We start from the raw sequence: 17,487 nt of genomic DNA on the forward strand, positions 1-17,487 counted from the left end.
CAGCATGGCCCGACCCTGCACGTTCGGCATCGAGGAAGAATACCTGCTGGTGAACCTGGACACAGGACAGGTGCCAGCTACACCTTCGCCGGCCGTGCTGGAGCGTTGCAAGGAGACCTTGGGCCAGCACTTTGCCCAGGAAATGTTCCGCAGCCAGATCGAGGTGGCTTCGCCGGTGTTCGCCAACCTGTTCGAGGCACGCGATTTCTTCCAGCACAGCCGCCAGCAGCTGAACACAGCGCTGGCCGAAGAGGGCATGGGCCTGTACGGTGCGGCGAGCCACCCCAATGCAGCCTGGCTGCGGCAGAAACCTGCTACCCCGGCGCACTACCAGCAACTCTTCGCTGACTACCGGCATGTGGCGCGGCGCAGCCTGCTCAACGGCCTGCATGTACACGTGGGCGTACCGCCAGGTTGCGACCGCATGCAATTGATCAACCGCGTACTGGGCTGGTTGCCCCTGTTGCTGGTGCTGAGTGCGTCATCCCCGCTGTGGGCAGGCCAGTGCACCGGCTACATGAGCTATCGGCGGGTGATTTGCGGGGAGTGGCCGCACATGGGCTTGCCCGAGCCTTTGCCGGATTGGGCCGCCTACGAGCGCTACCGTGCATTGCTGCAACGCACAGGGTCGCTGGCCGCGGATGGCGACTTCTGGTGGGCGATCCGGCCTTCGCGGCGCTTCCCCACGGTCGAGCTGCGCATCTGCGATGGCTGCCCGCGGCTGGAGGACGCGCTGTGCATCGCTGCGCTGTTTCGTCACCTGGTGGAGCACAGCATCGTGTACCGGCATGACCCGGCGGCCTGCAACCGCGAACAGCGCTGGATCACCCAGGAAAACTACTGGCGCGCCATGCGTCATGGGCGCCAGGGCGGGTTCATTGGCCTGCATGAGCAACAGCCGGTCACGGCCGAAGGTTGGTTGGCCCAATTGCAGGAGCAGTTGCCGATCGACACCGCAGACGCCGAGCGCGCCTTCCACCATGCACAACGCCTGCTGCGCGACGGCACCCATGCCGACCAGCAACTGCAATGCCTGGCTCAGGCCAGCGCTGCCGGCCTGGGCAGGGCGCAGGCGTTACGGGCCGTGGTGGCCGCCGGGGCTTGCAATTAGCCGGGGTTTGCCGAAAATGGCCGCGCCTTTCGCAGCCACTCGGAACCACCTGCGCCATGATGCTGATCAAGCAATTCCCCGACATTTCCCTGGACGACACGTTGTTTGTCTTCGCCCTAGAAGCCGAGGCCGGCGATGTATTCGCTGACGTCAACACCGTGTTCACCGGCATCGGCAAGGTCAATGCCGCCATCGCCCTGACCAAGGCCATTGCCGCGCGCCGGCCCAGGCTGATCGTCAACCTCGGCTCGGCCGGCAGCCAGCGCCATGGCAAGGGCGAGGTGGTGTGCTGTACCCGCTTCGTGCAGCGCGACATGGACGTGACCCCGCTGGGCTTCGCCCGCTACCAGACACCTCTGTCGGACATCCCGGTGGTGCTGGAACATGGGGCGCAAATCCCCGGCCTGGCCCTGGAAACGTGCGGCAGTGGCGACAGCTTCGAGATCAACCATGGCGATGCACCTTATGACGTGGTCGACATGGAAGCCTACGTGCTGGCGCTGATCGCACGCGGCGAAGGCATCCCGTTCGTGTGCCTGAAATACATTTCCGATGATGCTGGCAGTGACGCGGCGCAGGACTGGGCGGTGCAGGTTCACCTGGCTGCTGAGGCTTTCAGGCAGGTGCTGTTCAGCCAGGCGTGACTGCTGGCAGGCGCCGACACGTGCCTTGGCCTGATATTCGGTGTTTGGAACTCAGGCAAACCGGACTAGTCTTAATATGTGGGAATATTTCCCACGCAAAGATGCTGACTGGCTCTGAAGGATCGTGCGAAACCGAAGCTGCTCGCTGACACTGCAGATCTATGGCCGCGCCGGTTGGCTGTCCGCTCCATGGGCGGTTGCGAACTCATTGGTCATTGCGTTCGATACGGAGATGACGACGCAACTCCAAGCGGAGGTGCATCATGTTGCTCAAGAAATGTTTGTTGGCATTGGCAATAGGTGGCGTCCTGTCGGCCTCGACCGTGCTGGTGCCCGATTACATCGGTAGTTTCTCCAGCGTGTATGCCAAAGACGGTGGCAGCGGCGGCGGTGGTTCTGGAGGCGGCGGCGGTCACGGTAGTGGCGGCGGTGGCTCTGGAGGTGGCGGCGGTCACGGTGGTGGCAGCGGTGGTTCTGGAGGCGGCGGCGGTCACGGTAGTGGCGGCGGTGGCTCTGGAGGTGGCGGTGGTCACGGTGGTGGCAGCGGTGGCTCTGGAGGCGGTGGCGGTCACGGTGGTGGCAGCGGTGGCGGAGGCAGTGGTCACGGCGGTGACGGCGGTGGCGGTCATGCCGGCCATGGTGGCCCGGGGGCCGGCGATGGTGACCATGGTGGCATGGCCGGCAGAGGCCCAGGCGATGCGCATGACAACGACAACGACAACGACAACGACAACGATGCGGCAGATGCCGCCAGGGACGCAGCCCGAGACGATGCTGATGCAGCCAGAGACGCTGCAAGGGCTGAAGCAGATGCCGCCCGGGATGCGGCAAAAGCTACTGCAGATGCCGCCAGAGACGCTGCCAGAGCCGAGGCGGATGCAGCCCGTGACGCCGCAAAAGCTGCTGGCGTAGCCGGCGCAGATGAAGCCAGAGACGCTGCCAGGGCCGCGGCAGATGCTGCCCGGGACGCAGCCAGAGACGAAGCTGATGCCGCCAGAGATGCTGCCAGGGCTACGGCAGATGCCGCCAGGGACGAAGCCAAAGTCGCTGCCAATGCAGCCAGAGACGCTGCAAGGGCGGATGTGGACGACGCGCCAGATGCTCCAGACGCGCCAGATGCACCGGATGTCGACGCAGCTGAGGTACGGAACTAGTCACTTTGAGTGACGTATCGACCGCTGGTCAGTGTTTGGGCCAGTCGGAAAAAACCATCGATGGCGGTTTACCTCGAAATCGGTAGAACGGCCTTCGCGGGCTTGCCGCTCCCACAGGACTACCACCAGTTTCAATACCTGTGGGAGCGGGCAAGCCCGCGAATGGGCCAACACCGGTTTCACCAGAGGAGTGGCCCCCATGCCCAGCAAACCGCACGACCAGTTCAGCATGCAGAACCCGCTGACCCAGTACCCGCACCCTCCGTTCCCGGCCCAAGGCCAGCCAGCACCAGGGCTGGACGCCAACATGCAGCCCGAACCAGACCACGGCGAAACCACCTACAAGGGCTTTGGCCGCCTTGCGGGGCGCAAGGCGCTGATCACCGGCGCAGACTCGGGCATCGGCCGGGCAGTGGCCATTGCCTTCGCCCGCGAAGGTGCCGACATTGCACTCAATTACCTGCCCATCGAACAACCCGATGCCCGCGAAGTCATCAAGCTGATCGAAGCCGAAGGCCGCAAGGTGGTGGCCCTTGCCGGTGACCTGAAGGACGAGCAGTTCTGCAAGGAACTGGTCGACCAGGCCCACGAGCAGCTCGGCGGCCTGGACATCCTGGTCAACGTCGCCGGCAAGCAGGAGGCGCGCAAGGACATCAGCCAGGTCAGCCACGAGCAGTTCGACCACACCCTGAAAACCAACGTCTACGCGCTGTTCTGGCTGTGCCAGGCGGCCGTGCCGCTGATGCCGGCGGGGGCGACCATCATCAACACCGCCTCGATCCAGTCCTACCAGCCTTCGGCCACCTTGCTCGACTATGCCACCACCAAGGCCGCGATCGTTGCCTTCACCAAGGCCTTGGCCAAGCAGGTGATCGAGCGCGGTATCCGGGTCAACGCCGTTGCCCCTGGCCCCATCTGGACCGTGCTGCAGCCCAGCGGCGGCCAGCCACCGGAGAAAATCCCCGACTTCGGCGCGCATACACCGATGAAGCGACCGGGGCAGCCCGCCGAATGTGCGCCGGTGTATGTGTTGCTGGCCAGCCAGGAGTCCAGCTACATCACCGGCGAGGTGTTCGGCGTGACCGGCGGCAACCCGCTGCCGTAGGGCGGGGCGGCTAAACCTTCGCCGCCCGTTGCAGTCGATTCAGGTATTGGCAGGCAACCTGGGAGCACCTCCATGGCTAGGGCAATCTGGAAAGGCGCCATCAGTTTCGGCCTCGTGCACATCCCCGTGGCCTTGAATACCGCGGTGCGCACCGAGCGGGTCGATTTCGACTGGCTCGACAAGCGCAGCATGGAGCCGGTCGGCTACAAGCGGGTGAACAAGGTCACCGGCAAGGAAATCGACAAGGACAACATCGTCAAGGGCGTCGAGTTCGAGAAGGGCCGCTACGTGGTGATCAGCGAGGAGGAAATCCGCAAGGCCCGGCCCGAGGCGACCCAGACGATCGATATCTTTTCCTTCGTGGAGGCTGGCGAGATCCCGCTGCAGCACTTCGACACGCCGTACTACCTTACCCCCGACCGCCGTGGCGGCAAGGTGTACGCCTTGCTGCGCGAAACCCTGGCAAAAACCGGCAAGGTGGCGCTGGCCACGGTGGTGCTGCACACCCGACAGCACCTGGCGCTGTTGCGCCCGCTGGATGATGCGCTGGTGATGATCACCCTGCGCTGGCCTGAAGAAGTGCGCGGGCTGGAAACGCTGGAACTGGACAGCAGCGTCACCGAGGCCAAGGTGGACAAGCGCGAACTGGACATGGCCAAGCGGTTGGTGGAAGACATGAGCGGGCCCTGGAAGCCCGCGGAGTACCATGATGCATTCCGCCAGACCATCATGGACCTGGTGGAAGAGAAGGCCAGCAAGGGCAAGATCGAGACTGTGGAGAAGGGCGAGGCGACGGAAGCGGGGAAAAGCGCCGACATCCTCGACCTCACCGAACTGCTCAAGCGCAGCCTCGGTGGCAAGAAGCCGACGAAGAAGGCACGCAAGGCGTCGTGAAAGGAATCGTCACCGCAAGCCAGCTCGCATGGAACTGTACATAACGCGGGCCCCTGTGGGAGCGGCTTTAGCCGCGAACACCGGCGCAGCCGGTGCCATGCACCGCGTTGAATTCTTCGCGGCTAAAGCCGCTCCCACAGGTACAGCGTTGCTCTCGAGGTTGTCGCTGTACCTGTGGGAGCGGCCTTGTGTCGCGAAAGGGCCGCAACGCGGCCCCAGGATTGATGCGCAACAGTTGAAATCGCCGGGGCTGCTTTGCAGCCCTTTCGCGACACAAGGCCGCTCCCACAGGGATTGCGCCAACTTTAGAATTTGAGCAAGACAGTTGCTCCCACAGGGTACGCGCCGCTTGCGAACCAGGATCAGACCTGCGTCTGCAACCCCGCCAGATAATCACCAAACCCTTCGCGGGCGCGGCTGTCGCGCCGGCTGCTGGTGGCCACGCTGTGCCTGGCGGTCCATACGATCTGCGCACCACTGGCCTGCAGGTCGTTGACCAGTTGCACATCCTCATGTGCCGCCAGGGGCTGGAAGCCGCCCACTCGATCATAGGCGTCGGCACACACACCCAGATTGGCCCCATGCACATGCCGATGCCCCTCACGTGCCTGGTAACGGCTTTGGTACAGCTTGCGCAAGGCCGCTGTCTGCCAGGGTTGCCAGTACTCGACATGCACCGTGCCGCACACCACCTCGGCACCGCAGGCCAGTTGCGACAGCAGCCAGTGCGCTGGCACCCGGCTGTCGGCATCGGTGCACGCCAGCCACTGCGCGCCGCGCTCGAGCATGTATGCCGCGCCCACCCGGCGGGCCATACCGACGTTGCCGGCATCCACCGTCAGCACCTGTACACCGAAACGCCTTGCCACGGCGGCGCTGCCATCGCTGCAGCGGTCCAGCACCACCAGCACCTCCACCTGGTGCCCCGCCTGCTGCGCCTGCAGGGCGGCAGCCAGTACTGCCCGCAGGCAGCGCCCAAGGCGCCGGGCCTCGTTGTGGGCCGGGATTACCACGGCAATCATGGGCAGGTCTCGTCGAGGTCGACCACGCTGGGCTGAGAGGCCCAGTACTCCAGCACGAAGTCCGCCTCGTCATGCTGGAACTGCAGATACAGCGGCAGGTGCCGGGCCAGCATGCGGTGCACTTCACGCCCGTCCTGCGGGCAGCCGGCGATGGGATGCTTCCAGTGGCAGGCCAGCAGCCCGCCGTCGTAGGTCAGGCTGGCCACCGACTGTTCGATCACCTGCAACCAGTCGGTCGGGTCGAGGTAGTAACCCACCTCGCTCAGCACGATCAGGTCGAAATGCCCATGCGGCCAGTCCGAGGGCAGCCGCGCCAGTTCCACCGAGACATTGCTCAGTCCAGCCAAGCGTTCACCGGCCAGCGCTACCGCAGTAGGGTCCAGGTCCTGGCACAACAGGTTGGCACAACGCTCGGCCAGCAAGGCGCTGAGCTCGCCATTGGCGCAAGCCGGCTCGAACACGCGCTGGTAGCACTGGCGCGGCAGGCTGGCCATGACCAGCTCGCGCTTGCGCTTTTCGTACCAGCGGGTGCGAAAGGCCCAAGGGTCTTCACTGGTGGCGTACAGGTCGGCGAAATACTGTGGGTCGAGGCTCATGACAACTCCATTTACAGGAACACCAGTTCGAAAGGTTGCAGCAGACAATCCAGCAAGTTCGGCGGCAGTACGGGCGGGCGCTGGCCATCCGGCTCCAGCTGGCTGACATGGGCGGCCAGGGCCTTGCGCTTGCGGGCCAGGCTGGCCTCGTCCAGCTGGATGCGGTGGGCCCGCGGCCAAGGCAGGCGCGGGTCGTCCGGTTGCGCCCAGTGCCAGGCCCACACGGGTACCTCCAGGCATTGCACCTTGCGCATCCGGGCTGCCTGCGCCGCAGCCCGACCCACTGCCTCGTGGTCACAGTGGCCATCGCCGCTCCAGGTGGCCATCAGCAGGTCGTCAGGCCTGAGCAACTGGCTCAGGTGGTTGAGCAGAAACGCCTCGTCACGTGGCAACGCGCCGTCCTTGAGGTGGAGCCGCCGCCAGTCCAGGCGGCCGAGGTCGAGGTCAAGCTTTTGCAGCGCATGGCGGCTTTCCAGCGGCCTTTGCCGGCGCAGGCGATGTTCGCTCCAGTGGGTAGAGCCGGGGTGGCTGGCTTCACCATCGGTGGCGGAGATCAGCACCAGGTCGTCTTCCCGGCCATGAAAGCCCGCCAGCAGCCCGCCGGCCATGAGAATTTCATCATCGGGGTGCGGAGCCAGCAGTACCAGGCGGCGGCCTGGCGGGCACAGCTGCTGCGGGGTGATCCAGGTGGCCCTGGCCAGGTGCGCGGCCTGCTGCCAGGCCGCCCACGGCGTACCGCTGGCCGCCTGGATCAGGTTCTGCCTCATAGCTGCCATACTCCCGCCGGCCGTTGTGCCAACTGCTCGCCGAGCGCCGCCAGGTCGCGCTCGGCATGGCTCTGGCGCAGGAACACCGGCAAGTCGGCGCTCAGCCGGGCAAAGTGGTTGTCGCGGCAGAAAGGCGTGGCGCCCAGCGCCCGGCCAACGTGGTGGATCACCTGCTCCACGGCCTGTTCCACCTGGGCGCGAGTGCGGCGCACTTCGAAGCTGGCGTCTGCGCCTGGCTGGCGGTCGATCCACGCCGCGCATTCGCGCAGTGCCGCCCTGGCGCCGTACAAGGCTGCATCGACCGCGCCCAGGTGAGCATCGGCATGTGGGTCGGGGCGGGGGTTGCGGCAGTGTTCGCGCAGGTAGTCTGCCAGGGCTTCGGCGGCGCCGTACCAGCAGGCCGCAATGCCAGCACCGCCATGCCAGAACCCGGGGCGTGACAGGTATTGCCCGGGGCGGCCGATGGCGATGCCGGGGGTATGGTTGAATTCGACTTCGACACTGGCGGTGGTGGCCATGCCGATAGCCTGCCAGCGGTCTATGGCAAGGCCCTGGCTGGGATGGGACAGTTCGATGGCCACCAGCTGGGGCTGGTCGTGCTGGTCCCAGGCCGTGACCAGCGCCCGGTCGATCTGCAGTGCGCCCGAACACCAGGCCTTGCGACCCTCCAGGCGGACCTGGTCGCCATCACGGGCGACGATGCAGGCGCGGGCACCTGGCGGTTCGGCGGCCCACACACCCCATATACCCTCGGCTGCGTAGTGTGCCGCAGCGCATTCGGCAAGGATCGCCAACGCGTCGGTGTGGCCCTCGTACAGCTTGGCCAAGGCAAGGTCACAGCCTGCCACCCGGGCCAGGGTTTGCCAGCGCCGTAGCGTATTGCCCTGGCCGGGCAGGGGCAGCAGGTCGAGGTGGTCGGCTTGCAGTGCCTGGATCAGCTGCGGCAACTGGGTATCCAGGTTGAGCGGTTGCTGCCGCTCGCTGAAAGCTCGCAGCAGGCGATCGAGGTTGGTCAGGTCAAAATCCTGGACGATGCTCATGGGCTCGGCTCCTTGGTGAGGCACTGCGGGCGTAGGCGTAGCGCTGGAGACAAGCCGCCATCAGGCCAGCCCCAGCTGCTTGCGCATGCCCACGGTGATCGATTGCCTTGTCTTGCCATACTCCGCCCAGGGGTCGTCCACCTCGCCCAGGCGTTCAAGCACGTTGCCGATGTTCCACTGGTTGGCGCCCTTGAGTTGCGGCAGTTCCTCGCGCCAGATCGGCACGGATACCGGCAGGCCTTCGCGGGCGCGCAGGGTATAGGCGCAGGCGGTGGTCGCGCCCTTGCCGTTGCGCAGGTAGTCGATGAAGATGCGCCCGATGCGATTTTTGGGCCCGGACACGGCACTGAGCCTGTCGGGGAACAGCCTGGCCAGGTAATCGACGATGCTGTGGCTGAACGCCTTGACTTCATCCCAGCTGGCCCGCCGGGTCAGGGGCACGACCAGGTGCATGCCTTTGCCGCCACTGGTCTTGAGAAACACCTTCAAGCCCAGTTCATCCAGCAGCGTCAGGGCCAGTTGAGTGGCTTCGAGCATGGCCTTCCACGGCAGCGCCGGGTCCGGGTCGAGGTCGAGGACGAAGCGGTCGGGCTTGTCGAAGTCCTTGTCGGTGGCGTTCCAGGTGTGCAGCTCGATCATGTTCATCTGCACGGCACCCAGCAAGGTGTCGGCGCGGTTGACGACCATTGCCGCCTGGCCGGCCTCGGCCTTGTCGTAGCTGAGCACGTTGGGCAGATGCAGTTGGCCGGCGTTCTTCTGGAAGAACAGCTCCCCGGCCAGGCCATCCGGCGCGCGCACCAGCGCCACCGGGCGGTGCTCGAGCTGGGGCAGTATCCATTGGCTGACAGCGGCGTAGTACTCGGCGACCTCACGCTTGGTAACGCCGCTGGTGGCGTCGACCACCCGCTCGGGGTGGGTCAGGCGCAGCTCGCCCAAGGCCTCGGGGGCCTTGGCCTGCTTGCGCTTGGGCAGGGTCTTGGCGGGCATGCTGCGCTCCAGGTCGATCGCGGTAGCCGGTTTGTCATCGCGCAGGCCGTGAAACACCGAGTGGCGCACGATGCCGTCACGGGTCATCTGGGCGTAGGCGACTTCGGCCAGCAGTTGCGGTTTCAGCCAGTGCACGCCCCGGGCTTCGGCCCCGGTGGGCGGGTTGGGCAGGGCCGGCCTGGCGATTTCCAACGGTTTCAGCCGGGCATGAATGCTGGCCAGCGTGGTTGCACTGAAGCCGGTGCCGACCTTGCCGGCATAGCGCAACTCGCCGCTGTCGTTGTCGTGCAAGGCCAGCAGCAGGGCACCGAAACCGCTGCGGCTGCCTTTGGGGTCGGTGTAGCCGACGATCACGAACTCCTGGCGCTGCTTGCACTTGAGCTTGATCCAGTCGGGGCTGCGGCGGCCGCTGTAGGGGCTGTCGATGCGCTTGCCGATCAGGCCTTCGAGTTGCAGCCGGCAGGCGCTGTCGAGCAGGGATTCGACGGGCTGGTCAAAGTCGGCGGAGTACTTGAGTACGTCCGATTCGTTGTGTTCCAGCAACTGCTGCAAGGTGTTGCGCCGGTCCTGCAGCGGTAACTGACGCAGGTCCTGGCCGCCCAGGAAGGGCAAATCGAACAGGTAATAGGTGATGTGCTCGTCATGCTCGGTGTCGAAAGCGTTCTGCAGCGCCTGGAAGTCCGCCGTGCCGCCTTCGCCAGCCACCACCACCTCGCCATCGAACCAGGCCGAATCGAGGCCCAGCGCACGCAAGGCGGCAACCTGCCTGGGCATCTTGCCGCTCCAGTCATGGCCATTGCGGGTGAACAGGCGCACGTCATCACCGTCGATGCGGGCAAGGATGCGGTAACCGTCGAACTTGACCTCGTAGCGCCAGTCGCCACTGGGCGGGGAGTCGACCAAGGTCGCCAGTTGTGGCTGCAGCTGTGCCGGCAACGGCACCTTCCGGCCTTTGCTGGCGGTTTTGCGACGTGGCGCGGCGGCCTTTTTTGCTGCCGGCTTGCGCGGCACCAGCGTGCGGTCGCTGAGCACGCTGTCGGGCTGGGCGTCGACGATGCTGTAGTCGGCTTCGCTGCGCGCTTGGCTGTCGTGCGACTTGACCAGCATCCACTGTTCCTTCTTGCCGGCCAGGTGGGTGCGGAACAGGTTCCATACACCGCCGAGCTTTTCGCCTTGCAGGCGAAAACGCAGCTTGCCCTTGGCATAGGCCTCACGCGCATCGCCTTCGGGCTCCCAGATGCCCCGGTCCCACACGATCACGTCGCCCGCGCCGTAATGGCCTTCGGGGATATGGCCTTCGAAGTCGGCGTAGTCCAGCGGGTGGTCCTCCACGTGCACGGCCAGGCGGCGCACCTTGGGGTCCAGCGACGGCCCTTTGGGGATGGCCCAGCTTTTCAGCGTGCCATCGAGCTCCAGGCGGAAGTCGTAGTGCAGGTGGCTGGCATCGTGCTTCTGGATGCAGAACTGCAGCGCGTGGGCCCGCTTGCCACGGCTGCGCTTGCCGCTGGGCTCGGGCGTGGCATTGAAGTCGCGCTTGCGCGCATATTCCTGCAGGGGCTTGGCCATGGCGGGCTCCGGGCGGTTCGCAGTCTCTAATCTGGGAGGCAGCGGCCCGGGCGGTAGTTCAAAAAAACTCTGAATCTTCCAGCAGCAGGTGCAGTCGACCGAATGAAGCCACCTGACGGAGAACGCACATGGCCCGAGCAGATGAACCGAAGCCGTATACCCCCACTGAAATCGACGACACCGAAGACCGCATGGGCAGCGTGCATGAACTGGACTTCGACGAGCGCCTGGATGAACGCGAGGGGCGTGTGGGTGACGAGCGACCGGCCGCGGACGTGGCCCGCGAGTTCCCGCCGCGGCGCGTGGCCGAAAGCGGCATGACCGGCGGCGAGGCGTTGAGCGACAGCCTGCACGAGGACAACGTCACCTACGACGACCTGAGCCCGGACACCTTGCTGGATGAAACCGGCGCCCGTGACCCGCACGAACCCGGTGGCAGCGGCGGCCCTGCAGACAAGACCCTGAGGCGGGTAGAGGCCAACGAGATTGGCGGCGGCATAGGCCTGGACGAAGCCGAACTGGCCCGCTCCGCGCCGCTGGATGGCGAACCGTGGAGCGATGATGTGATCGATGACGAGGAGAACAAGCCATGAACGAGGTACGTTGTGCCTGTGCGCATTGTTCCTGCACCGTGGATGCCAATGCCTTGCAGCTCGAAGGCAAGGTGTATTGCTGCGAGGCCTGTGCCAGCGGGCATCGCAATGGCGAGCCGTGCCGGATGCCGGACTGCCACTGTGGTGAAAAGACTGGGGAAAGCGCGGTGGACAATGCGCTGGACGAGACTTTTCCGGCGAGTGACCCGATTTCGCCCTGAAGCCTGAGGGGCCCCGCGGCCAGGACATCATTATTTGATGCAACTGTCGTGGATGCCTGTTCTGGCCCTATCGCCGGCAAGCCAGCTCCCACATCGACCGCATTGACCTCAAGGGCTGTGCTGTCGCGCAGATAACTGAATTCGCAAGCGATCCTCGTACCCTGTGGGAGCGGCTTTAGCCGCGAAGAATCCAACGCGGTGCATGGCACCGGCTGCGCCGGTGTTCGCGGCTAAAGCCGCTCCCACAGGGTCCCTGCTAATTCAATGAGTTATGTGCAGTTCTATGAGAACTGGCTTGCCGGCGATAGGGCCAGAGCAGGCAATACAGTTGGCTCAGTGAGTCTGCCAGATACCGTTGCTACGCTCGCAATCGGTGCGGGCCTGGCCCAGGCTGGGGGTGTCGTAGTAGTAGGTGATCACCCGCGCATCCTTGGGCAACGCCGGCTTGTCACCGCCAGCTGCCTTGGGGTTGGCCAATGCCTCCTGGGTCAACGGCGCGATGCAACTGCCGACGCTGCCATCCGCACAACGCGCGACCTTGTGCTTTTCGCTGTTGAGCATGTCCTTGCTCTCGTTGCTGCATGACCAGTTGATCGCTTCGGCGGGCAGGTTGCTGTAGCTGTAGCAGCTGTGCCGCTCCACCGGCGTTACCGCCTCGCTGGAGGAGCGGGTGAGCACATTGCAGGCTTCGGCCAGGGCCTGGCCGCTGACCAGGCTCGCCACCATCAGTATCAACATCGGCTTCAAGACAGCGCCACGCATTTGCCACCTCCCGGGCCAGCGGCCCTCGATAGGTCTAGGCAGGCTTGTCGCGCCGGCGCATGGCCTTGGCGCGTTTCTCCAGGATCAGGTAGGTAAGCACCGCCAGCAACAGCGGCACCAGGTAGTACAGCGTACGGTAGCCCAGCAGGGCCGCCACCAGTGTGCCCTGGGCAAGCTGCCCATGCAGCAGGGCCAGGAACACCGTTTCCAGCACACCCAGCCCGGCCGGGATATGCGCGACCACACCAGCCACGCAACTGATCAGCAGGATGCCAAGTATCGACGGGTAAAAGGCTTCGCCAGGCAGCAACCAGAAGATCAGCAGTGCCATCAGCGCCCAATTGCTGGCACCCAGTACCACCTGGCACAGCGCCAGGCGCAGCGACGGCAGCGTTACCTCATGGTCGCGCCAGCGCCAGGTGCGCTTTTTGGCGAAACCACAGGCCAGCAGGTAGCCTGCGGCAATCGCCAGCAATACCAGGCCGATCAGTTGCAGGCCGCTGGCGCCGACCGCCCAGTTGGCGGGCAGCTCGACCAGGCGCAAGGCGAACACCGTGCCAGCCAGCAGCATGTAGCCCATCCAGTTGGTCAGCAGGCCCAGGGTGAGGATGCGCGTGATGGTTGCCGTGTCCAGGCCCAGGCGGCTGTACAGCCGGTAGCGCAAGGCAACGCCACCCACCCAGGTGGTGAAATTGAGGTTGAAGGCATAGCACACGAAGGCCACTGGCAAAACCTGGCGAGCCGGCAGGTGGTGGCCGGTGTAGGCCCGGGCCAGCAGGTCGTAGCTGGCGAACGTCAGGTAGCTGCACCCGGCCAGCACCAGGCCGATGGCCAAGGTGCCAGGCTTGTAGGCCAGCAACGACTGGCGCACTTCGTTCCAGTCCAGGTTGCGCGCCAGCAGGTACAGCAGCGCAGGGATCAGGATCAGGAATGCCAGGGTGAACAGCCGCTTGCCCCAGGTTTGCCAGTGTTTTCGCGCCATCAGGTCTTGCCCTCGTGATAGTCAACCTGTGCCTCGGCCTCCGGCTGCAGCGAGCGCAGGTGCTGGCGGTGCGCCGGGAACCAACCGGCAATCCGCGGGAAATGGCGGATCACGTGGAAACACACGAAAATCAGCGGCGCCCGCCACCAGTAGCCGCGAACCATGCGTTCCAGGGTGACCGGCTTGCATTGTTCGCGGGCCAGCGCCTGCAGGTGCTGGTTGAGCTGCTGGTTGAAGGCGCGGTCACGGATGAACAGGTTGGCTTCCAGGTTGAACGACAGGCTCAGCGGGTCCAGGTTGCTGGAGCCGACCGTGGCCCACTGGTCATCCACCAGCGCCACCTTGCCGTGCAACGGCCGCTGGCAGTACTCGTGAATGGCCACACCGTCGCGCAGCAGGTAGTTGTACAGCAGCCGCGACAGTGCCCGCACCCAGCGCATGTCCGGTTGACCCTGCAGGATCAGCCGCACCTCCACGCCACGGCGGGACGCATTGCGCAGTTCACGCATCAGCCGGTAGCCCGGGAAGAAATACGCATTGGCCACCACGATGCGCTGCCGGGCACTGCGAAACGCCTGCAGGTAGTGGGCCTCGATATCGGTGCTGCGCACCCCGTTGTCGCGTTCGACCAGCACGGCGCTGCAGGTGCCGGCAGGCTCGGTCAGCGGCCGTACCGCGCTGGGCGGCTGCAGCACCGGCGACATCAGGCGCTTGCTGGCGGCATGCACCTGCGCCACCACCGGGCCGGCAACTTCCACGGCATAGTCCTGCTTGGCCATGGCACCAAAGTCGCCCAGGTGGTCGGCGCTGTAGTTGATGCCGCCAATGAAGGCCCGCTCGCCATCGACCACCACGATCTTGCGGTGCAGGCGCCGGAACAGGTTGGTGCGCATGCCCACCAGGCGCGGCTGCGGGTCGAAGGCGTGGAAACTGACCCCGGCATCGGTCATGGCTGCAATGAAGGAGTCGGGCAGGTCGGCCGTGCCATAGCCATCCACGGCCACCTCGACACGCACGCCGCGGTGGGCGGCATCGATCAGTACCTGCTGCAATTGCTGGCCAACCTTGTCATCGAAGATGATGAAGGTCTCCAGCAGGATTTCCTCCCGTGCCTGGGCCATGGCCTCGAACACGCGGGGGTAGTATTGCTCGCCATTGATCAGCAACTGCACGCTGTTGCCGTCTACCCAGGGTCGGTTCACAGTTTGATCTCCGAAGCCAGAGGGGCGTGGTCGGAAAGGTGCGACCACGGGTACTTGGACAGCACCTGGGCCGTGCCGGGCATGGCGTTGCGCAGGTAGATGCGGTCCAGGCGCAACAACGGCAGGCGCGCCGGGAAACTGCGTGCCGGGGTGCCGAAATGCTCGCCGAACGCTTCCACCAGGTGTTCGCACAGCACCGCGTCGGCCTTCAGCCGCCAATCGTTGAAATCGCCGGCAACGATCACCGGGGCCTTGGGCGGCAGGCTGTTTAGCAGGTCCAGCAGCAGCTTCACCTGGCGTTGCCGGTGGGCCTCGCGCAAGCCCAGGTGCACGCACACCGCATGCACCTGGTCATGGCCAGGCACTTCCAGCTGGCAATGCAACAGGCCGCGCTGCTCGTTGCCCTGCACCGAGACGTCCAGGTTGTCGAAGCGGCTGATGGGGAATTTCGACAGCAGCGCGTTGCCGTGGTCGCCATGGGGGTATACGGCATTGCGGCCGTAGGCGAACTGCGGCCACATGCTGTCGGCCAGGAACTCGTACTGTGGCGTATCCGGCCAGGCCGGGTGGCGCAGGGCATGCTGCTGGTGGCTGCCGTGCACTTCCTGCAGGAACACCAGGTCGGCGCCGGTGGCGCGCACGGCTTCGCGCAACTCGGGCAGGATGAAGCGCCGGTTGAAGAAGGTGAAGCCCTTGTGCACGTTCAACGTCAGTACATTCAGCCGACGCACGGCGGTGATCTTGTCGATGATGCAGTGCGGGGCAGGCAGGGTCCTGTTCACAGGGTCACCTCCGGCACCACGCCAGGCTCGGTCATCAGCTCATGGTCCAGCGACAGCTTCTGCAACAGGCGCCGGGCGTCATAAGGCGCATGGACTTTCTGGTCGTTGTCGAAATAGCAGTAGACGTCACGGGCGGCGCGCCGCGGTGGCGGCCCTGGCACCACCAGCTGGGCATCGTCGGCCTGGCGGCCCTGGCTCCAGTGCTGGATGCGCTGCTTCCAGCGCCGCAGCGCCTGGGCGGTATAGCCACTGCTGTACAGCTCGACATCGCCATGCAGGCGCATGTACACGAAGTCGGCGGTAAGGTCCTCGACATAGGGCCATTTACCGGCACTGTCGGCCACTACCAGCGCTACCCGGTGCTTGCGCAGCAACTTGATGAAGGCTTCGCACAAAAAGCTTTCGTTGCGGATTTCCACCGCGTGGCGCAGCCGTGCGTTGCCCTTGATATCGGTGCTGCCGTTGTCCTTCAGGCGTTGCGCACACCCCTGTGCGCATTCGCGGGCCTCCTTGCGGCTGTGCGGCAGCAGTTCGAGAAAACGGGCGAAGCGGCCCTCGTCGAACTTCATGTTCGGCGGAAACTGCCACAGGAACGGGCCCAGCTTCTTGCCGAGCAGCAGCGGCCCGGATGCGAAGAAATTGGCCACGGCTTCTTCGATGTCCTTGAGCCGCCGTACATGGGTGATGTAGCGCGGGGCTTTCACCGCGAACACGAACCCAGCCGGCGTGTCGTCACGCCAGCCCTGGTAGCGTTCGGGCGTTTGCAGGCTGTAGAACGAGCCGTTGATTTCAATGCTGTTGACCGCTCGCGAAGCGAACGCCAGTTCGTCGTCCTGGGGCAGGCCCTTCGGGTAGAAATCCTTGCGCCACGGGCCGTAGCGCCAGCCGGAGATGCCGATGCGGATATCGCTCACGCTGCCTTCCTCATTGCCGGGTCCTTGTTCGGTCACTCTGAAGGTGCGACCGGTCAACAGCGGCCAGGGTTCAGCACGGTTGACCAACGGAAAAGGCTGATGCCGCGTGGAACTTTGCGGCCTGCGGCGTTTCCACCGCATACCTGCTACGAGGAAGGGCGCCAGGATGAAATTCGACCGTTTCGCCCAATGGCTGGCCAATTGGGCCGGCCGCCCGCTGACTTTTGGCATCGCCTGCCTGCTGATCCTGATCTGGGCAGTGACCGGGCCGTTGTTCGGCTTCAACGACACCTGGCAACTGGTGATCAACACCTCGACCACCATCATCACCTTCCTCATGGTGTTCCTGATCCAGAACACCCAGAACCGCGACAACGACGAACTGCACATCAAGATCGATGAGCTGTTGCGCACCACCCAACAGGCGCACAAGGCGCTGCTGGACCTTGAAGACATGGACCCGGCCGAGCTGCATGCCCTGCGCAAGCAGTACCGGCAGATGGCCGGGCAGGGTGATGATGCGCAGAAACCCAAGGAATGACCTGCCAACCCTGGAGGCAAGCATGGCCAGACATATCGTCCACTTCACCGGGCCTATCAATTCATCCACCTGCGGCAACCTGATCAGCACCTGTTCGCGGGCGTTGCAGCAGGGGGCCGAAGTCCTGCAACTGAACATCGCCACCATGGGCGGCGAGTGCAGCTACGGGTTTACCTTGTACAACTTCCTGCGGGCGTTACCGGTCGAGGTGCATACCCACAACCTCGGCACGGTGGAATCCATGGGCAACATCCTGTTTCTGGCCGGGGATCGGCGCACTGCATGCAGTTACAGCAAGTTCCTGTTCCATCCGTTCCACTGGACCTTGCATGGCTCGGTCGACCACTCCCGCATGGCCGAATATGCGATGAGCCTGGACTATGACCTGCGGCTGTATGCACAGATCGTCGCCGAGCGGACTGAAGGGGCGGACGAGGTGCTGGATGTACCGCGGTATCTGATGGCCTACCCGCGGATACTCGGGCCCCGGGAGGCATTGGCGAACGGGATGATCCATGCCATTGATGAAATGCCGATCGAGGCAGAGGCGTGTCAGTGGAGTGTGCATGCCTAGCGGATTCCTGTGCCGGCCTCTTCGCGGGTG

General features: G+C 64.9%; 19 protein-coding genes. 9 read left to right on the forward strand and 10 right to left on the reverse strand.

All coding sequences use genetic code 11. The features are described from left to right. Window positions 1-4 precede the first annotated feature (4 nt). The 5 genes from CAG22_RS04050 (at window position 5) to CAG22_RS04070 (ending at window position 4,908) form a co-directional block, all read left to right on the forward strand. Window positions 5-1,111 carry a carboxylate-amine ligase gene (locus CAG22_RS04050; protein WP_085704509.1) on the forward strand — a complete coding sequence of 369 codons (1,107 nt, stop codon included), beginning with the start codon at window positions 5-7 and terminating at the stop codon, window positions 1,109-1,111. 56 nt (window positions 1,112-1,167) lie between these two features. Then, window positions 1,168-1,755 (forward strand): nucleosidase, encoded by a 588-nt coding sequence (locus CAG22_RS04055; protein WP_085615705.1) that lies wholly within the window; start codon window positions 1,168-1,170, stop codon window positions 1,753-1,755. A 363-nt stretch (window positions 1,756-2,118) separates the two neighbouring features. Then, the gene (locus CAG22_RS28450; RefSeq protein ID WP_158091151.1) at window positions 2,119-2,667 is read left to right on the forward strand and encodes a hypothetical protein; all 549 of its coding nucleotides are present in this window, start codon (window positions 2,119-2,121) and stop codon (window positions 2,665-2,667) included. A 441-nt stretch (window positions 2,668-3,108) separates the two neighbouring features. After that, a complete protein-coding gene (locus tag CAG22_RS04065) occupies window positions 3,109-4,014 on the forward strand; it encodes an SDR family oxidoreductase (RefSeq protein ID WP_075045213.1) in 906 nt (301 codons plus the stop codon). Between the two features lie 72 nt (window positions 4,015-4,086). Continuing rightward, window positions 4,087-4,908, forward strand: coding sequence for a Ku protein (locus CAG22_RS04070; RefSeq protein WP_085704513.1), 822 nt, complete (start codon window positions 4,087-4,089; stop codon window positions 4,906-4,908). Window positions 4,909-5,270: 362 nt separating this feature from the next. Here CAG22_RS04070 and CAG22_RS04075 read toward each other — a convergent pair whose 3' ends face one another. The 5 genes from CAG22_RS04075 to ligD are packed head-to-tail and all read right to left on the reverse strand — an operon-like array spanning window position 5,271 to window position 10,886. Continuing rightward, window positions 5,271-5,930, reverse strand: coding sequence for a glycosyltransferase family 2 protein (locus CAG22_RS04075; RefSeq protein ID WP_085704515.1), 660 nt, complete (start codon window positions 5,928-5,930; stop codon window positions 5,271-5,273). Next, the gene (locus CAG22_RS04080) at window positions 5,927-6,526 is read right to left on the reverse strand and encodes a bifunctional 2-polyprenyl-6-hydroxyphenol methylase/3-demethylubiquinol 3-O-methyltransferase UbiG (RefSeq protein WP_025339086.1); all 600 of its coding nucleotides are present in this window, start codon (window positions 6,524-6,526) and stop codon (window positions 5,927-5,929) included. Before CAG22_RS04080 ends, CAG22_RS04075 begins: the two co-directional genes overlap by 4 nt. Window positions 6,527-6,537: 11 nt before the next feature. Continuing rightward, window positions 6,538-7,293 (reverse strand): PIG-L deacetylase family protein, encoded by a 756-nt coding sequence (locus tag CAG22_RS04085; RefSeq protein ID WP_085704517.1) that lies wholly within the window; start codon window positions 7,291-7,293, stop codon window positions 6,538-6,540. Next, the gene (locus CAG22_RS04090; protein ID WP_085704519.1) at window positions 7,290-8,333 is read right to left on the reverse strand and encodes an acyl-CoA dehydrogenase family protein; all 1,044 of its coding nucleotides are present in this window, start codon (window positions 8,331-8,333) and stop codon (window positions 7,290-7,292) included. The genes CAG22_RS04085 and CAG22_RS04090 overlap by 4 nt, the downstream gene beginning before the upstream one ends. A gap of 60 nt (window positions 8,334-8,393) precedes the next feature. Then, on the reverse strand, window positions 8,394-10,886 hold the full coding sequence (gene ligD, locus CAG22_RS04095) for a DNA ligase D (protein ID WP_085704521.1): 2,493 nt from the start codon (window positions 10,884-10,886) through the stop codon (window positions 8,394-8,396). 128 nt (window positions 10,887-11,014) lie between these two features. Here ligD and CAG22_RS04100 point away from each other — a divergent pair, with 128 nt between their 5' ends. Together CAG22_RS04100 and CAG22_RS04105 are read left to right on the forward strand one after the other, a co-directional pair. Beyond that, complete coding sequence (locus CAG22_RS04100) at window positions 11,015-11,479, forward strand: phosphotransferase system, HPr-related protein (RefSeq protein ID WP_085704523.1); 465 nt, start codon at window positions 11,015-11,017, stop codon at window positions 11,477-11,479. Continuing rightward, window positions 11,476-11,700 (forward strand): metallothionein, encoded by a 225-nt coding sequence (locus CAG22_RS04105; RefSeq protein WP_025339091.1) that lies wholly within the window; start codon window positions 11,476-11,478, stop codon window positions 11,698-11,700. The genes CAG22_RS04100 and CAG22_RS04105 overlap by 4 nt, the downstream gene beginning before the upstream one ends. A 333-nt stretch (window positions 11,701-12,033) precedes the next feature. Here CAG22_RS04105 and CAG22_RS04110 read toward each other — a convergent pair whose 3' ends face one another. From CAG22_RS04110 to CAG22_RS04130, 5 genes are read right to left on the reverse strand one after another with little or no spacing between them, the layout of a single operon-like run. After that, complete coding sequence (locus CAG22_RS04110; protein WP_025339092.1) at window positions 12,034-12,462, reverse strand: hypothetical protein; 429 nt, start codon at window positions 12,460-12,462, stop codon at window positions 12,034-12,036. A gap of 34 nt (window positions 12,463-12,496) precedes the next feature. Beyond that, on the reverse strand, window positions 12,497-13,444 hold the full coding sequence (locus CAG22_RS04115; protein ID WP_085704525.1) for a lysylphosphatidylglycerol synthase domain-containing protein: 948 nt from the start codon (window positions 13,442-13,444) through the stop codon (window positions 12,497-12,499). Then, window positions 13,444-14,646, reverse strand: a complete 1,203-nt coding sequence (clsB, locus tag CAG22_RS04120) for a cardiolipin synthase ClsB (protein ID WP_085704527.1) — start codon at window positions 14,644-14,646, stop codon at window positions 13,444-13,446. Before clsB ends, CAG22_RS04115 begins: the two co-directional genes overlap by 1 nt. After that, a complete protein-coding gene (locus tag CAG22_RS04125; RefSeq protein WP_025339095.1) occupies window positions 14,643-15,428 on the reverse strand; it encodes an endonuclease/exonuclease/phosphatase family protein in 786 nt (261 codons plus the stop codon). Before CAG22_RS04125 ends, clsB begins: the two co-directional genes overlap by 4 nt. After that, entirely contained in the window at window positions 15,425-16,342 is a 918-nt protein-coding gene (locus CAG22_RS04130; protein WP_085704905.1) for a DUF72 domain-containing protein, read from the reverse strand. Before CAG22_RS04130 ends, CAG22_RS04125 begins: the two co-directional genes overlap by 4 nt. Window positions 16,343-16,508: 166 nt before the next feature. Here CAG22_RS04130 and CAG22_RS04135 point away from each other — a divergent pair, with 166 nt between their 5' ends. After that, a complete protein-coding gene (locus CAG22_RS04135; RefSeq protein WP_025339097.1) occupies window positions 16,509-16,883 on the forward strand; it encodes a low affinity iron permease family protein in 375 nt (124 codons plus the stop codon). A 22-nt stretch (window positions 16,884-16,905) separates the two neighbouring features. Continuing rightward, complete coding sequence (locus CAG22_RS04140) at window positions 16,906-17,457, forward strand: ATP-dependent Clp protease proteolytic subunit (protein WP_085704529.1); 552 nt, start codon at window positions 16,906-16,908, stop codon at window positions 17,455-17,457. Window positions 17,458-17,487: the final 30 nt, after the last annotated feature.

The organism is Pseudomonas sp. B8(2017), assembly GCF_002113575.1.
Classification (GTDB): Bacteria; Pseudomonadota; Gammaproteobacteria; order Pseudomonadales; family Pseudomonadaceae; genus Aquipseudomonas; species Aquipseudomonas putida_Z.

Bases quoted from the DNA above. Each gene is read 5' to 3' on its own strand.
- CAG22_RS04100 (WP_085704523.1), top strand. From the start codon at position 11,015: ATGGCCCGAGCAGATGAACCGAAGCCGTATACCCCCACTGAAATCGAC.
- CAG22_RS04105 (WP_025339091.1), top strand. From the start codon at position 11,476: ATGAACGAGGTACGTTGTGCCTGTGCGCATTGTTCCTGCACCGTGGAT.
- CAG22_RS04085 (WP_085704517.1), bottom strand. From the start codon at position 7,293: ATGAGGCAGAACCTGATCCAGGCGGCCAGCGGTACGCCGTGGGCGGCC.
- CAG22_RS04090 (WP_085704519.1), bottom strand. From the start codon at position 8,333: ATGAGCATCGTCCAGGATTTTGACCTGACCAACCTCGATCGCCTGCTG.
- CAG22_RS04115 (WP_085704525.1), bottom strand. From the start codon at position 13,444: ATGGCGCGAAAACACTGGCAAACCTGGGGCAAGCGGCTGTTCACCCTG.
- CAG22_RS04065 (WP_075045213.1), top strand. From the start codon at position 3,109: ATGCCCAGCAAACCGCACGACCAGTTCAGCATGCAGAACCCGCTGACC.
- CAG22_RS04055 (WP_085615705.1), top strand. From the start codon at position 1,168: ATGATGCTGATCAAGCAATTCCCCGACATTTCCCTGGACGACACGTTG.
- CAG22_RS04080 (WP_025339086.1), bottom strand. From the start codon at position 6,526: ATGAGCCTCGACCCACAGTATTTCGCCGACCTGTACGCCACCAGTGAA.
- CAG22_RS04135 (WP_025339097.1), top strand. From the start codon at position 16,509: ATGAAATTCGACCGTTTCGCCCAATGGCTGGCCAATTGGGCCGGCCGC.
- ligD (WP_085704521.1), bottom strand. From the start codon at position 10,886: ATGGCCAAGCCCCTGCAGGAATATGCGCGCAAGCGCGACTTCAATGCC.
- CAG22_RS04140 (WP_085704529.1), top strand. From the start codon at position 16,906: ATGGCCAGACATATCGTCCACTTCACCGGGCCTATCAATTCATCCACC.
- CAG22_RS04075 (WP_085704515.1), bottom strand. From the start codon at position 5,930: ATGATTGCCGTGGTAATCCCGGCCCACAACGAGGCCCGGCGCCTTGGG.
- CAG22_RS04070 (WP_085704513.1), top strand. From the start codon at position 4,087: ATGGCTAGGGCAATCTGGAAAGGCGCCATCAGTTTCGGCCTCGTGCAC.
- CAG22_RS04050 (WP_085704509.1), top strand. From the start codon at position 5: ATGGCCCGACCCTGCACGTTCGGCATCGAGGAAGAATACCTGCTGGTG.
- CAG22_RS04110 (WP_025339092.1), bottom strand. From the start codon at position 12,462: ATGCGTGGCGCTGTCTTGAAGCCGATGTTGATACTGATGGTGGCGAGC.
- CAG22_RS28450 (WP_158091151.1), top strand. From the start codon at position 2,119: ATGCCAAAGACGGTGGCAGCGGCGGCGGTGGTTCTGGAGGCGGCGGCG.